The sequence below is a fragment of the Mumia flava genome (assembly GCF_002797495.1).
Classification (GTDB): Bacteria; Actinomycetota; Actinomycetes; order Propionibacteriales; family Nocardioidaceae; genus Mumia; species Mumia flava.
The window spans coordinates 1,139,005-1,153,146 of record NZ_PGEZ01000002.1 but is presented as its reverse complement, the minus strand read 5'-3'; the positions used below and the strand labels follow the sequence as shown (position 1 = coordinate 1,153,146).

The window sequence follows — 14,142 nt, the reverse complement described above, 5'->3', positions numbered from 1 at the left end:
GGCGAATGGCGGACGAGGACAAGACGGCGACGAGCACGTCCGACGAGAAGCCGAAGGCAGGCATCTTCGGGCGAGTGTTCAACGCTGCGGTCGAGAAGCTCGACCACAAGCTTCCTTGGTACAAGCTCCCGAAACCGCTCGGCCTGGTCGCGCTGATCGGCATCCGGAACACCTTGCGCCAGGAGAATCTCCAGGACACCTCTCGGCTGCCGGCCGTCGAGCCGGTCCAGCCGCCGCCGTTCGAGGGACGCTTCACCACCGAGCGGACGCCCGATGGGAGCTGGAACGACCTCGTCCACGGTGAGATGGGCATGGCCGGCACCAGGTTCGGGCGGAACGCCCCGCTCGAGGCCACCTGGCCCGACCGCCAGCGGATCCTGGATCCGAGCCCGCGCGAGATCAGCCGCCGACTGATGACCCGGGACAACGGAATCATCCCGGCGTCGGCCGGCAACGCGCTCATCGCCGCCTGGCTGCAGTTCATGCTCCACGACTGGGTCAAGCACGGCACGAGCCCGACCGACAACCCCTGGGTCATCCCCCTCGCGCCGGGCGACGACTGGCCCGAACCGCCCCTGCAGGTCATGCGAACTCCGGAGGATCGCACGTCGCCGCCCGACTCGGACCAGCCGCCGACGCACATCAACGTCAACACCCACTGGTGGGACGGATCGCAGCTCTACGGCAACGACCTGGCGGCGCAGTCGTTCCTCCGCTCGCACGCCGGCGGCAAGCTGAGGCTGGTCGACGGTCTGCCACCGGTGCCGGACGATCCCGCACTGAACCCGGTGTACATGCCCGGGTTCTGGGTCGGCATGGGCATGTTGCAGACCCTCTTCGCAATGGAGCACAACGCGATCTGCGACATGCTCGCGGCGGCCCACCCGGAGTTCGACGACGAGACGCTCTTCCAGCGTGGGCGGCTGGTCCTGTCTGCGCTGCTGGCGAAGATCCACACCGTGGAGTGGACACCCGCCGTCACCGCTCACCCGACCGCTGTCGCGGGTCTGCGCGCCAACTGGTGGGGGCTTCAGGGCGAACGACTGCACAAGCGCTTCGGGCGGCTGAGCGGCAGCGAGATCGTCTCCGGGATCGTCGGCGGCCAGAGCGACCACCACGGCGTCCCGTTCGCCCTCACCGAGGAGTTCGTCGCCGTGTACCGGATGCATCCGCTGGTCCCGGACGAGTTCGACTTCCGCTCGGTCGACACCGACGCGCCCACCTTGGGGCAGACCGGGTTCGACGAGCTCGCCGGCCCAGCCGGGGCCGAGGTTCTGCAGACGAACCGGCTCGTGGACCTGCTCTACACGTTCGGCACCATGAACCCCGGGCTCGTGTGCCTGCACAACTTCCCGAAGCACCTGCAGACCTTCCGCCGACCCGACGACGGGGGGCTGATGGACCTGTCGGCGACCGACATCGTGCGCTGCCGAGAGCTGGGGGTGCCGCGCTACACGGCGTTCCGCCGGTTCCTGCACCTGCCGGTGCCCGAGTCCTTCGACGACATCACGAGCAACAAGCAATGGGCCGCCGAGCTGCAGGACGTCTACAACGGCGACATCGACAGTGTCGACCTCATCCCCGGGATGTTCGCCGAGGACCGCCCGGAGGGATTCGCGTTCAGTGACACGGCCTTCCGCATCTTCGTCCTGATGGCTTCCCGGCGGCTCAACAGCGACCGCTTCTTCACCACCCACTTCACCGACGAGGTCTACACCCGCGAAGGCATCGAGTGGATCGAGAAGACCACGATGGGCACCGTGCTCACGCGCCACTTCCCCGAGCTTCGGCCCTTCGCGGGGGCCTCGGCCAACGCCTTCGCGATCTGGAAGCGGCCAGGCAGATGAGCGCGGCTCGCTTCTGGCTCTACCGGACCGTCCTCGCGTTCCTCACGATGATCTCGTTCCGGCTGCCCAAGGTGTATCCGCTCGAGGTGCCCGAGGACGGCACGATCGACTTCGTTCCCTACGGCGAGATCCACCCCGAGATGCCGATCACGGGCCTCTCCCTGCCGACCACCTTCCCGGCGTCGGACCGAGCCGAGAAACGGCTCCGGGTCATCCGGATGGAGAGCCGGCTGATCGCCCTCGTCAGGGGGATCGCGCCCCGGCGCACGCCACCGGTCGCGACCGACGAGCGGCGCTTCCTCCGCACCGTCTACCCGTGGTTCTTCCGCAGGGCGTGGCCGACCGCGCCGACGCTGCCGAAGGCACTGGCGACCACCGACGACCTGGTCGCCGAGCTCGCCGCCCGCGGGCCGTTCGCGAGCGGACTGCGCCGGGTCGACGACGATCGCTACGCGTTCGGTTCCGACTGGGTCAGCGGCTACCCGGCAGTGCCGGGGCTGGCCCAGCCGGGCGGCGTCGCCTCACTCGTCGTACGGGACGGAGCGCTCGTCACGCAGCGCCTGACCTCGCCGACGACGAGCGATGGCGCGGCTGACGGCGGCGGCCAGGCGCAGGCGGCCCTGATCGCCGGCGCCAACGAGGAGCTCACCATCTTCCGGCACAACGTCGACGTGCACCTGTCGATGCTGACGCCGTTCGCGTTGGCGTCCCACAACCGGCTCAGCCCGGACCACCCCGTACGGCGTCTCGTGCACCACTGCTTCGACACGGTGCTCATCGGGAATCGCCAGCTCGCCAGCGCCCAGCTGTCGGGGCCGCGAGGATTCCTCGCGAGCACCTTCTCGCACCGGGCCGACGTGCTCAGGACGATGGTCGAGGACCACCTCGGGCACTTCGACTTCTGGGACTTCGAACCGCCCACGCAGTTCGAGCGGCGCGGAACGACGTCGACGCCGTTCCCGTATCCCTATCGCGACAACGTCATGAGGTTCTGGGACGTGACCCGGGACTACGTGGACCGCTACCTGGCGCTCTACTACGACGGCGACGCGGCCGTCGCGGCCGACCCCGAGATCGGCCGCTGGGTCGACGAGCTCAACCGGCTGATGCCCAACGGCGTCGGTGACACGCTCACCCGAGACCGCCTCGGCCGGGTGTGCGCCACGCTCATCCACGTGTCGACGGTCGAGCACGACATCCTCAACAACGTCGTGTGGGACTACACCACCCTCGGCTGGGTCACGCCGACCGTCGTGCCGGCGTCCGGCGAGTTGATGGACCAGCGCCGCGCGTTCGACCTCGTGGCCACGCTCATCGGGACGTGGAAGCCCTACAACATGTTGCTCACCGCGGACGTCCCGAAGCTGGCGCTGGACGCCCGCGCCGCCTCGGTCATGGCCGACTGGATCGCGGACTTGTCGCGGCTTCAGGACGCGATGGATGCCCAGCCTCGCGATCCTTCGCTCAGCTACCCGGCCGGCCTCAACACCAGCATCTCGAACTGACTCGCGCCAGACCGGAGCCGGACCAGCTCCGTCGTCGCGGTGGCGTTCTCACCCGATCCGCTGCGCCAGGGACACGATGATGCCTTCGGGTCCGCGGACGTAGGCCATCTTCCAGACGCCCTCGTACTCACCGATGCCGCCGACCAGGCCGTACCCGTCGGTGGCGAGCTCGTCGGTCGTGGCCTGGAGGTCGTCGACTTCGAAGGAGACGTTGCGCAGCCCGAGCGCGGTGGCCATGGCTTCGGGGGAGCCGGGCTGGTGGTCGGGCCGTACGAAGCGTGCGAGCTCCAGCGCGCCGCCTCCGCCGGGTGCGCGGAGCATGGCGATCTCGGTGCGGGAGTCGGGGATCCCGGAGACGGTGTCGAGGAACTCGCCCTCGAGGAACATCCGGCCCTCGAGATCCAGCCCGAGCTTGGTGAAGAACGTGATCGCGGTGTCGAGGTCGGCGACGGTGACGCCGATGTGGTCGAAGCGGATCTGTGCCATGGGTCCATCCTCGTGTTGTTCGGGGTCTTCTCATGAGGGGAGCGGAGCCGGCGCCGCGTTCTCGACATCGGGAGGGCCCGCGACATCGGGAGGGCCGGCGCCGCTCACGAGCGTCGTGCCGTGAGGTGGATCGTGACCTCGTCGCCGTCGGTCTTGCCGATCGCGCGCCGGATCCGGGCGCTGATCGGCAGCTTGTGGGTGCCGTCGCCGAGTGCCATGAACGCGCCGTCGAACGGTTCGCCGTCGACGGTGCCCGAGACCTTGACCAGGCCCCGGGTCCCGAAGATGGTGGCCGAGTCGGTGAGCTGCACGCAGGTCCAGGTGTCGCCCTCGCGTACGCGCCCAAGAGTCGCGGTGAAGGTGATGTCGAGTGCGCCGGCCTTGCTGCTCATGTCGAGCCCCTTCGCGTCGTTCCGGATCTTGCAGGGTAGACCTCCGCAACCGGGCGGAATCATCGTTCGGTCGCCGCTACGCGATCGGTCTGCGGGATCGGTCTGCGCGATCGGTCTGCGCGCTCCGGCTCCTGTGGCCGAGCGACACGAAGACTGGGTGATGTCTGGATTCCTCGCACACTGTGCGCGCACAGCGTGCGAGGAATCCAGAACAACCCATGCTTCGCCAGTCGGTCGGAAGCCCGTCGTCCAGGTGCTCAGCGCGCGTGCGTCCGCGGCGCACCCGCGCTCGGCGATCCCAGTGCACGCGACACCGCACGGCACGCCGCCCGTACGGCCGGGGCCAGCGACCGTGCCGGCACCGACCCGTCCGGCACCAGCACCGACAACGACGCCACCACGCGCTCGTCGGCGTCGCGGACCGGCCCAGCGACCGCGAGCACCGGCTGCGGCGATCCGCGATGCAGCTCCGCGAGCCCATCCCGCCGGACCTCCGCGAGCGTGGCGCGCAGAGCGGTGACGTCGACAGGCTCGTGCTCGGGGAGCCGCGTCTGGCGCCGCGACAGGATCTGCTCCTGCGTCTCCTGCTCGGCATAGGCCAGCAGGACGAGCCCGACACCGGTGGAGTGCAGCGGCATCCGCCCGCCGACCCGGTAGTGCACCGGCGCGGCCTCGTGGTGCGAGAGCCGCTCGACCAGCACCGCCTCGTGCTCCTCCCGCACCGCGAGCAGCACGTGCTGGCGGGTCGCCTCAACGAGGTCGGACAGGTACGGCATCGCGACCCTCCGCAGGCCGTGGCCGCGCGGCGCGAGCGACGCGATCTCGAGCAGCCCGAGCCCCACCGCGTACCGGCCGTCGTCGCGCTGCTCCAGCGCACCCCAGGCTGCGAGCCGGGAGACCAGGCGGTACGTGGTGCTGAGCGGGACGCCGCTGCGTTCGCTCAGCTCGGGGACCGTCAGCGCGGGGGAGGTGTCGCTGAACGCGCGGAGCAGCGCGAACACCCGGTCGATCATCGGCTCGCCGTGCGTCGGCTTGCCGCCATGGGTGCGGCGTGCCGCGTCGGTGCGGTTCATCGGTCCCCCTGGATTCGACAGGCTCGACCGGCGGTGGGCGCCGGTGCATGACGTTACCGCCGCGTGGTGCGAAAAGGGGCTGGCAGAACGCGGGGCGGCCCAGGCAAAATTCGTCCATGACCCTCAACAGCACCCGCGAGCGGGACCCGGACCGTGCGGCACGGGTCCGTCGGATCCTCGCCGATGTCGACGCGCGGCTCGCCGCCGAGGACAGGCCGCGGCTGAGCTCGGACAGTCTTTACGACGAGCGTGGGCTGCCGGTCTAGCGGTTTCGACAGGCTCAACCGGCGGTGCTGCGTCTCAACCGGCGGCGCCGGCGGCCTGCTCCTGCCACTGTCGCACCCACGCGCGGCCATAGTCGTTGCCGTGCGGCGTACGCATCACGGTGTGGATGTGGAACGGCTGCGGCTCGTCGTAGTCCAGGAACACCCCGCAATGGTGGTCGAGCTCCACGATGACGACGGGGGACTGGACCCGGACGTAGAAGACGTCGCCCGGCTTCCACCCGCCGATCCACGTCAGCCAGGTCTCGTCGAGGTGCGCAGCGATCTCGCGCATCCGAGCCCGCCGCGGGCCCTCCGGCAGCAGCGCCACGAACTCCTCCACGAACGCGAGCGCCAGCCGCTGAGCCTCGTCGGGCAGCTCCGCGACGCGCACCCCCTCGTACGGGATCACGCGGTTGTCCTGGAACGCGCCCGCGAGATGGCGCTCGTCGCCGGGGTGCACGCGTCCCTCGGGCATCGCGGGATCGACCATCTGCTCGTACGCGATCGCCTCCGCGCGCTGGTCGTCGGTCAGCGCGGCCATCAGCGCGGTCGCGATCTCGACCCGCCGTACGAACGGGCGCCCGCCGCCGGCCAGCGGGCCCGCGTCGATCTGGTCGGGCTCCGCCCCGAGGAAGACCGGGCTGAGCGACATCCGGCCGTCGACGACGAGGCAGTTCAGCGCGGCGTGGTGCCCGTACAGCTGCCACCCCCACGGCGCCCGCAGGTCGGGTGTCCCGTACAGCGCGACGTTGTAGCTGAACTCGTTGAGGATCGACTCCAGGTCGACCACCTCGCCGAGGAACCCGTTGATCTGCATCATCCGGTGCGCCAGCGCGTACCCCTCGGGGCTCAGCGACGCCTCGACCAGCGCGAGCGCGGCCGCGCGTACGTCCGCCGGCTGGAACTCCAGCCGCAGGCCGGTGTCGAACTGCATGAACTCCGGGTTCGCCCACGTCTGCCACTCGACCGCGTCGACCGGGTGTGTGAGCGCGGCGCGTGCGTCCTCGTCGAGCAGCGCGAGCAGGTGCTCCGCCGCGTCGACCATCGCCGCGACCGGCGCCTCCTCGCCGGGCCGCGCGGGCTCCAGCGGGTACAGCCCCTCGCGCAGCGTCCCGTCGGAGGTGACGCCGACGAAGTCGTTCTTGTACAGCGGCGTCCAGCCCTCGATCAAGCCGCCGGTGAAGTCGTCGTCGCGCGCGGCCTCCCGGTACGCGTACGCGTCCAGCCCCCGCACGTCGGCGAGACGCGGGTGGTCGTGGTCGAAGAGATAGCGGCGGAACTCCGACGGGTTGGCATCCACGGTCGTTCTCCAGTCAGTCGGATCGGTGGTGGTGGGCGACGGCGTCGAGGACGCGGTCCTCGTCGCCGGACGCGATCGCGTCGACGAGGTCGGCGTGGACCTGGTGGCGTCGGGCGCGGTACGCCTCGGCGTCGGCCCCGTCCGCGTACTGCGACGACGCGTCCGACAGGTGTCCGAGCGTGCCGACGTAGACGGCGCGAGCCATCGCGTTCGGGCAGATCTCGGCGATGCGGCGGTGGATAGACCAGTTCGCCGTCATGAACGACGGCCAGTCGGTGGCCGCGCCCATCGCGTCGACGAGCCGGCGCAGGTCTGCGACGTCGTCGGCGTCGCGGTGCCGGGCGGCGGCGACGTCGATCAGCGACTCGAGGTGGTCGCGCAGCTCGATCGCCTCGAGGACTGCCGACGGCTCCTCGGCGACGGTCAGCAGCGTGTGCCGGAGCCGGACGACCGGCGTGCCCTCCGCGACGAACAGCCCACCGCCGCGCCCCGGCTTGATCACCACCAGGCCGCGGTCGCGGAGCAGCCGGACGGCCTCGCTCACGGTCGGGCGTGACAGCCCGCTCTCCTCGCGCAGCGACTCCAGCGTCCCGAGCGGCGTCCCGGCGGGCCAGTCCGCGTCGCGCATCCGCTCCTCGAGCAGCGCGGCCAGGCGCTCGGCCCGCGACTGCGCCCCCGCCTGGGTGACGCGGTCCCGCAGGTCGAGCGTGCCGTACGCGGACGTGGGGTTGCTCATGGAGCGAGAGTAGCGTAAAACCTATAAAAGGTATAGGTGTTTTAGGAGGCAGTCATGAACGGCGGCATCGTGGGGATCCGCGAGTCCGATGGGTCGACCGCGGTCGGCGTGCAGAGCGCCGACGGTCGGAGCGTGGCTCGGCTGTGCGGGGTGGAGGAGTTCTGGGCGGATCCACGCGGGTGGCTCGCGACCGAGCCGGCCGCACCGCCGGTCGACGCACGCACGGTGGAGCTGGTCCCACCGGTCCTGCCCGGGGCCCGCGTGATCTGCATCGGCCTGAACTACCTGAAGCACGTCGCCGAGGGTTCGTACGCAGACGCGGGCGTGCCCGAGCATCCGACGCTGTTCGCGCGGTGGCCCGCGTCGCTGTCGGTCGGCGGAGTCGGCGTCCCGGTCCCCGCGAACGAGCCCGGGCTCGACTGGGAGGGCGAGGTCGCCGCGTGGGTCGGCGAGACGCTGGTGGACGTGACACCGAACGAGGCGCTCGCGGGCGTGGTCGGCTACTCGACGTTCAACGACCTCACGTCGCGCGTCGCGCAGAAGCTCACGTCGCAGTGGATCCTCGGCAAGAACGGCGACAAGTCCGGACCGCTCGGCCCGATGGTCCCGGCTGCGGAGGTCGGCGACCTGCGTGACGGGCTCAAGGTCGAGACACGCGTCAACGGCGAAGTCGTGCAGTCGGGGAGCACCGACGAGATGGTCTACACCGTCGGCGACACGCTCGCACTGATCTCGCAGACGCTGACCCTGCGGCCGGGGGACCTGCTCGCGACCGGGACCCCGTCGGGAGTCGGCTACTCGCGGAATCCTCCGTGGCTGCTCCAGCCGGGAGACACTGTGGAGGTGGAGGTCGAACGGCTCGGGATCCTGACGACACCCGTGGTCGCCAACGACGTGCGGCACGCGGGGGTGGGGGCGTGAGCGTGGTGGGGGTCTCGATCGCTCGCTCCGCTCGCGCCTCGACCAGCGGGGAGGGTCGCGATCCCGTTGGTCGAGGCGAGGGCGAGGAACGAGCCCTCGATCGAGACCCGACCAGCGGGGAGCAGCCGTGACTGTGCGGCTCGGGGCGCACGAGCTCGTCGCGGCCACGGTCGACCCCGGCTCCTGGGAGTCGTGGGACGTGCCGATCGTCGACGTCGACGTCGACGACGCGTACGCCGAGGCCCTCCGTACCGCCCGTGCGAAGGCCGGGACCGACGAGTCCGTGATCACCGGCCGTGCCTCGCTCGGGGGGCATGCGGTGGCGCTGGTCGTGAGCGAGTTCCGGTTCCTGGGCGGGTCGATCGGGGCGGCGACCGCCGACCGGATCATCGCGGCTGTGCAGCGCGCCACCGCCGAACGCCTGCCGCTCGTCGCCGCCACCGCGTCCGGCGGCACGCGGATGCAGGAGGGGACGCCCGCATTCGTACGGATGGCCGACATCACCCGCGCCGTGGTCGCCCACAAGGCGGCCGGCCTCCCGTACCTCGTCTACCAGCGCCACCCCACCACCGGCGGCGTGCTGGCCTCGTGGGGGTCGCTCGGGCATCTGACGGTCGCGGAGCCGGGGGCGCTGATCGGGTTCCTCGGGCCGGGTGTGTACCGGATGCTGCGGGGTGTCCCGTTCCCGACCGGGGTCCAGCTCGCCGAGAACCTTGCCGCCCACGGCGTCGTCGACGCCGTCGTGGAGCCGCAGGACCTCGCGGACGTCGCCGCCCGCGCGCTCGCGGTGCTGTCGTCGCGGCCGGCGTCTGTCGATGCGCAGGGGGAATCCGCCGTACTGCCAGAGCCGGATGCGCCGACAACACCCGCCGTACGGCGTGCGTCGGTTGGTGCTGCATCCCACGGCCCGGATGCGTGGGCGGCGATCGAGACCACCCGCCGGGCGGATCGGCCGGGGGTGCGGGAGCTGCTGCGGTACGCGGCAGCGGACGTGGTCCCGCTCGACGGGACACCCGCGGGTGGTCCGGAGTCGGCGGTGCTGACCGCGTTGGTCGACCTGGGCGGTACGTCCTGCGTGCTCGTGGGGCAGGACCGCAAGGCCGAGGCGCTCGGGCGGCCGCTCGACCCGGCCGCGCTTCGTCGGGCGGGACGCGCGATGGAGCTCGCCGAGGAGCTCCGCCTCCCGTTGGTCTGCGTGATCGACACCGCCGGTGCGGACCTGTCGGTCGCGTCGGAGGAGGGCGGTCTCGCCGGAGAGATCGCGGCGTGCCTCGCGCGGATGGTCGCGCTGTCCGTGCCGAGCGTGTCGGTGCTGCTGGGCGAGGGGTGCGGCGGCGGGGCGCTGGCGCTGCTGCCGGCGGGGCGCGTGGTTGCGGGGGAGTACGCGTGGCTGTCGCCGCTGCCGCCGGAGGGTGCGAGCGCGATCCTGTACCGGACCACCGACCGCGCCGCCGAGATGGCGCGGCGCCACCAGATCCGCGCTGTCGATCTCGCGGCGACCGGGATCGTGGACGCAGTCGTGCCGGAGCAGCCGGCCGCGCACGAGGACCCCGCAGCGTACTGCCGTGCGATCGCAGCCGCCGTGGTCGCGCAGCTCGCGGCGCAGGGATAGCGGCGGCGTCTGCGCGATCTGGCTGGTGGTTGCATCAGTGTCGAAGAACGATGACGTCTGCTGACATCGATCTTCGACACTGATGCACGTCGTTGCGTGCGCACCTGAGCGGTGATGCGCTCGTCGACGCGATCGGCGATGCCGAGATCCTCGTCGTGATGCGCGAGCGGACCCGCTCACCCGCGTCCTGATCGCACGCCTGCCGCACCTCCGGCTGCGCCACCTGCCGAACGTGCTCGGCACGCCGCACCTCGGGTACGTGACCGCGGGGAACTACCGCACGTACTTCACCGGGGTCGTCGAGGACGTCGCCGCCTGGGTCGCCGGGTCGCCGGTCAACGTGCTGACCTGAGCGGGCGGAGCGAGCGGGACAACACGCGACAGTGCGGCGGATCCCGGGCACATGCTGCCCTGGATCCACCGCACTGGTGCGATCGCGACGTGTCAGCGCACCTGCTGGCTCACCTCCACGTACGGCTGGAGGGCGATCGGGCCGAGCAGCCCGTTCGTGGTCGGCGTCCGGCCGCCGAACTCGGCCGGGCGGGTGATCCGCAGACGGTTCAGCATCGTGCTCGCGACCTCGACCTCGATCACGTTGCGTCCCGGTCGCAGTGCGTCGCCGAGGTCGACCTCGGTGCCGAGCTGGTCGGCGACCGCGACCGCCTTGCCGTTGACGCGGACGCGGTACGAACCGGAGACCGCGCCCAGGTCCAGCACCGCGCCGGACCGCGCGAGGTCACGGTCGGCCTGCACCTCGGTGGTGTACGTGCCGATCCCGACCGCGTCCTCGATCCCGTCGATCTCGGTCCACGACGTCAGCGCGACGCCGTCGATCGTGTGCTCGACGTGACGTGTGACGTCCGAGGCGTCGTCGGCGTCTCCGGGCAGCCACTCGTCGAGCACGAGGTCCCAGTCACCGAGCTGCTGCTCGTCGGCGACCCCACGGACCTGCGTACGGACGGTCGTGCCGTTGCTGAGCTGCGAGGTGGCCGTGCCGTTCTCGCTCGCGCGGACCGTCAGAGTGCCGGCGGAGCGCTTGCCGCGCCCCACCCCGGCGGTCCACGTCGCGTCCGCGGCCGTGGTCGCCGTGACGTGCTCGCTGCCGACCTTCTCCCCGGCGAAGCGGGTCGACGCCATCGCGTACAGCGCGGTGCTCCCCGCCGGGATCTCGACACCGGTGATCGTGATCTGGTCGCGGTCGGTGGTGTAGACGCCCACCGGGGACACGTCGCCGGTCCACGGATCGAGGGCGTACGGGACGGCTCGGCGGCTTCCGCTCAGGGTGACGTCGACGGTCTGCGCGTCGTCGGTCCGGTTCACCAGCACGTACAGGTCGCGGTCGTCGTCCTCGCGGTGCACGACCTTCACGCCCGTGTCCGACGCCTGGGCCTCGGCGGCGACCCCCGTGGCGGCCAGTGCGTCGAGTGCCGCCGACTCGTCGGCGACGACCTGGGTCGACGGTGCGTCGACGATCCGATCGAACGTCCGCTCGAGCTTCAGATCCAGCGCGGCGGCCGCGTCGGAGTCCGCGGCGTACCCGGCGGCGTGCTCGGGCCCGTCGCCGATCACGACCAGGGGCAGCCCGCGCCGTACGGCGGTCAGGATCTGCTCCGCCGTCGCGAGCGTGATCGGTTCACTGCCGATGACCAGCGCCTGGAAGCCCGGGCCGTTCGGTGCCAGCACGCCACGCTTGACCTTCTGGCCGGCGAGCGAGCCCGGCGTCACGTACCCGAAGGTGTAGCCGGCCTCGTCCAGGAACGCCCCGTCGGTCGCGGACTCCTCGGCGCCGAGCACGGCGTTGAGCACGGCGACGTCGTAGCGCGCGTTGCCGGTCTGCAGCGTCTGCTGGGTCCGTGCGTAGTAGTCGGCGACGTCGGACTGCATGCCCCACGAGGGCTGGCGCGGACCGAAGGCCTCACCGATGTTCGAGCTGAAGGCGTGGAATCCCGGCCAGAACGACGCGTCGTCCGTGATCGTCCCGTCGGCGCTCGGCGGCACCGTCGGGTACGGGAGGCCGTGGAAGACCATCTGGTTGCCGCCGAGGGCGTACTCGCGGTTCACGCCGGCGGTGATCTGCGCCTGGGTGAGGCCGTAGAGATTCCCGAACCCGCCGGGCAGCATCTCGCTGCTCACCAGATCCTTGCTCGCGAGCGCCACGCTGGTCGCGACCGTGCGGAACTGGTCCTCGGAGCAGCCGAGCGTCTCGCACTCGCTGATGTCGAGCGCGTTCGCGGCCGAGCCGAGGTCGAGCGGCTCGCCGTACGCCTGGGCGCGGAACGTCAGACCGAGACGGTGCGCCCAACGCTTGATCGGGCGTACGTGGTTGTCCGTCCACAGGTCGTTCAGGGTCTCGTCGACGTCGTGCAGGACGCGCTGGGCGGTCTCGTCCTGGCCGTCGCCGAAGGTGTACATCGGGGACGCCGGCGCGAACGGGCTCGCCGGGGCGACGTGCGCGAGCGCGGGGAGGTACGGGAGGACGGAGTAGCCGTTCGTGTCCTCGAACGCCGCGATGAACGACGGCGTCCAGGGCTGCGCGTGCTTCAGCTCGAGCGAGTCCTCGAAGATCGAACCGCCGGCACGCCGCAGCAGCTTCCGCGTCTCGCGGTCGAGCAGGGTGTCGAAGAAGGCGAGGAACGCGTCGGTGCCCTCACGGCCGAAGTGGTCGACGACCCGGGACTCGGGATCGGACAAGAGGGAGACCGTCGAGCCGAAGGGTGCGTCGTTGCGCTGCGCGGTGCCGCGGCGCCAGTAGCCGGTGACCAGCCAGGTGCCGTCGCCGGGCGCGGTCCAGTCGATCGTGTCGCCGTCGACGGCGTCGCTGATGTCGGTCACGGACTCGAGGTCGATGCGGGGCCGGTCCTCGGAGCAGTCCGTGACGCAGCGGGCCGCGGTCGCGGTCACGTAGTGCGGGGTGGCGGTCTTCGTCGTCGACGTGATCACGCCGTCGTCCGACGTGCGGTCCTCGTACGTCCGCGGCGTCGGCTGGGGCACGGCGCCGCCGTATGTATCGCCGGCGGCGACGACCGTGCTGCCGGCGACCAGCTCCTGGCTCGCGGCATCGCCGTCGACGTCGAGTCCCGGGACGGCAGCGGGCCAGCGCCCGCCGAGCGTCAGGTCCACCTGGACGCCGAGGTCGTCGGCCTCGTCGAGAACGGCCTTCACTGCGGCCTGCCAGCTCGGGTCGCCGTACTCGTGCTCGTCGGGATCGACGGCGTAGTCGGTGCCGTCCATGACGAACGCGATCTCGACGCCCTTGTAGCCGGCGTCGGCGACCTCGCGCAGCTGCTCCACGGCGACGTCGGCGTCGACGGCCGAGGGCCACCACCAGCGGACCATCGCGCCGTGGTCGGCGTCGGCCTCGGCGAAGTCCTCGACGAAGGAGGAGGCCTTCGGCTTCTGGTGGTGGCCGCCCTTGCCGCTGCCGTGGCCGCTGGCGCCCTTGCCGCTGCCGTGGCCGCGGTGCTGGTCCGGTGCGGCCGACGCGGGTGCGGCGACGGCACCGGCCACGAGGCAGGTGGCGAGTGCGGCGCCGACCAGCCACCGCGGCGTACGTCTGCTGGAGCGAGATCGATCGAGCACGGGATCCTCCGTGGGGTCGATGGTATGAATCGATTCATACCCTGTGCGCTGCGTCACACGGAAGGCAAGACATTCGGGACGATCTGGCAGGAATAGGTCAGGCTTCGAGCCGTCGACGGGCTCGTGCCTGTGAGCGGTCAGATCAGCTGTTCGCGGATCGCCCAGACGACGGCCTCGATCGGCCGGCGGACGCCGATGCGGTCGCAGATGTCGCGCGCCTGGCGATGGGCGGTGCGCTCGCTGACGTGGAGCTGCTCGCCGATCGCGGGCCAGCTCGTCCCGGTGCTGAGAAGTCGCAGGAGCGTGAGGTCCCCGGGGTCGAGTCGGGGCGCTGACGCGATGCGCTCGCCGGTCTCCGTACGACCCATGCCTGCCCCCTCTCGGCCTCCGTCATGCTAGGAAAATGAATCCTTAGTACGCAAGGC

The 14,142-nt window shown here is 71.2% G+C and carries 12 protein-coding genes; 5 read left to right on the top strand and 7 right to left on the bottom strand.

From position 1 onward, the window contains the following. The first annotated feature begins 5 nt into the window (after positions 1 to 5). Together CLV56_RS19330 and CLV56_RS19325 are read left to right on the top strand one after the other, a co-directional pair. Complete coding sequence (locus tag CLV56_RS19330; protein WP_039343632.1) at positions 6 to 1,847, top strand: peroxidase family protein; 1,842 nt, start codon at positions 6 to 8, stop codon at positions 1,845 to 1,847. Next, a complete protein-coding gene (locus CLV56_RS19325) occupies positions 1,844 to 3,352 on the top strand; it encodes a lipoxygenase family protein (RefSeq protein ID WP_039343629.1) in 1,509 nt (502 codons plus the stop codon). Before CLV56_RS19330 ends, CLV56_RS19325 begins: the two co-directional genes overlap by 4 nt. A gap of 48 nt (positions 3,353 to 3,400) precedes the next feature. On the opposite strand, the gene CLV56_RS19320 is transcribed toward CLV56_RS19325, so the two are convergent. The 3 genes from CLV56_RS19320 to CLV56_RS19310 form a co-directional block, all read right to left on the bottom strand. Further along, positions 3,401 to 3,838, bottom strand: a complete 438-nt coding sequence (locus tag CLV56_RS19320) for a VOC family protein (protein ID WP_039343628.1) — start codon at positions 3,836 to 3,838, stop codon at positions 3,401 to 3,403. 104 nt (positions 3,839 to 3,942) lie between these two features. Then, positions 3,943 to 4,230 (bottom strand): DUF1905 domain-containing protein, encoded by a 288-nt coding sequence (locus tag CLV56_RS19315; protein WP_039343627.1) that lies wholly within the window; start codon positions 4,228 to 4,230, stop codon positions 3,943 to 3,945. A 257-nt stretch (positions 4,231 to 4,487) separates the two neighbouring features. After that, positions 4,488 to 5,303, bottom strand: a complete 816-nt coding sequence (locus CLV56_RS19310) for an IclR family transcriptional regulator (protein WP_245857996.1) — start codon at positions 5,301 to 5,303, stop codon at positions 4,488 to 4,490. A 116-nt stretch (positions 5,304 to 5,419) separates the two neighbouring features. On the opposite strand from CLV56_RS19310, the gene CLV56_RS20725 reads away from it, so the two are divergent. Further along, a complete protein-coding gene (locus tag CLV56_RS20725; RefSeq protein WP_157805229.1) occupies positions 5,420 to 5,569 on the top strand; it encodes a hypothetical protein in 150 nt (49 codons plus the stop codon). A 34-nt stretch (positions 5,570 to 5,603) separates the two neighbouring features. Here the strand turns inward: CLV56_RS20725 and CLV56_RS19305 are convergent, their stop codons facing one another. Both CLV56_RS19305 and CLV56_RS19300 read right to left on the bottom strand, forming a co-directional pair. Next, on the bottom strand, positions 5,604 to 6,869 hold the full coding sequence (locus CLV56_RS19305; RefSeq protein ID WP_039343624.1) for a DUF3500 domain-containing protein: 1,266 nt from the start codon (positions 6,867 to 6,869) through the stop codon (positions 5,604 to 5,606). Positions 6,870 to 6,882: 13 nt separating this feature from the next. Further along, complete coding sequence (locus CLV56_RS19300; RefSeq protein ID WP_100415472.1) at positions 6,883 to 7,605, bottom strand: FadR/GntR family transcriptional regulator; 723 nt, start codon at positions 7,603 to 7,605, stop codon at positions 6,883 to 6,885. Between the two features lie 54 nt (positions 7,606 to 7,659). Here CLV56_RS19300 and CLV56_RS19295 point away from each other — a divergent pair, with 54 nt between their 5' ends. Both CLV56_RS19295 and CLV56_RS19290 read left to right on the top strand, forming a co-directional pair. Next, positions 7,660 to 8,526 carry a fumarylacetoacetate hydrolase family protein gene (locus CLV56_RS19295; RefSeq protein WP_039343623.1) on the top strand — a complete coding sequence of 289 codons (867 nt, stop codon included), beginning with the start codon at positions 7,660 to 7,662 and terminating at the stop codon, positions 8,524 to 8,526. A 127-nt stretch (positions 8,527 to 8,653) separates the two neighbouring features. Next, on the top strand, positions 8,654 to 10,138 hold the full coding sequence (locus CLV56_RS19290; protein WP_100415471.1) for a carboxyl transferase domain-containing protein: 1,485 nt from the start codon (positions 8,654 to 8,656) through the stop codon (positions 10,136 to 10,138). Positions 10,139 to 10,582: 444 nt separating this feature from the next. Here the strand turns inward: CLV56_RS19290 and CLV56_RS19280 are convergent, their stop codons facing one another. Further along, positions 10,583 to 13,717 (bottom strand): glycosyl hydrolase, encoded by a 3,135-nt coding sequence (locus CLV56_RS19280; protein WP_100415470.1) that lies wholly within the window; start codon positions 13,715 to 13,717, stop codon positions 10,583 to 10,585. 137 nt (positions 13,718 to 13,854) lie between these two features. Beyond that, on the bottom strand, positions 13,855 to 14,085 hold the full coding sequence (locus CLV56_RS19275) for a helix-turn-helix domain-containing protein (RefSeq protein WP_100415469.1): 231 nt from the start codon (positions 14,083 to 14,085) through the stop codon (positions 13,855 to 13,857). Positions 14,086 to 14,142 lie beyond the last annotated feature (57 nt).

What these genes read in the sequence shown, in the direction of transcription:
- CLV56_RS19300 (WP_100415472.1), bottom strand. Translation starts at nt 7,605, where the DNA reads ATGAGCAACCCCACGTCCGCGTACGGCACGCTCGACCTGCGGGACCGC.
- CLV56_RS19330 (WP_039343632.1), top strand. Translation starts at nt 6, where the DNA reads ATGGCGGACGAGGACAAGACGGCGACGAGCACGTCCGACGAGAAGCCG.
- CLV56_RS19320 (WP_039343628.1), bottom strand. Translation starts at nt 3,838, where the DNA reads ATGGCACAGATCCGCTTCGACCACATCGGCGTCACCGTCGCCGACCTC.
- CLV56_RS19310 (WP_245857996.1), bottom strand. Translation starts at nt 5,303, where the DNA reads ATGAACCGCACCGACGCGGCACGCCGCACCCATGGCGGCAAGCCGACG.
- CLV56_RS20725 (WP_157805229.1), top strand. Translation starts at nt 5,420, where the DNA reads ATGACCCTCAACAGCACCCGCGAGCGGGACCCGGACCGTGCGGCACGG.
- CLV56_RS19325 (WP_039343629.1), top strand. Translation starts at nt 1,844, where the DNA reads ATGAGCGCGGCTCGCTTCTGGCTCTACCGGACCGTCCTCGCGTTCCTC.
- CLV56_RS19275 (WP_100415469.1), bottom strand. Translation starts at nt 14,085, where the DNA reads ATGGGTCGTACGGAGACCGGCGAGCGCATCGCGTCAGCGCCCCGACTC.
- CLV56_RS19315 (WP_039343627.1), bottom strand. Translation starts at nt 4,230, where the DNA reads ATGAGCAGCAAGGCCGGCGCACTCGACATCACCTTCACCGCGACTCTT.
- CLV56_RS19295 (WP_039343623.1), top strand. Translation starts at nt 7,660, where the DNA reads ATGAACGGCGGCATCGTGGGGATCCGCGAGTCCGATGGGTCGACCGCG.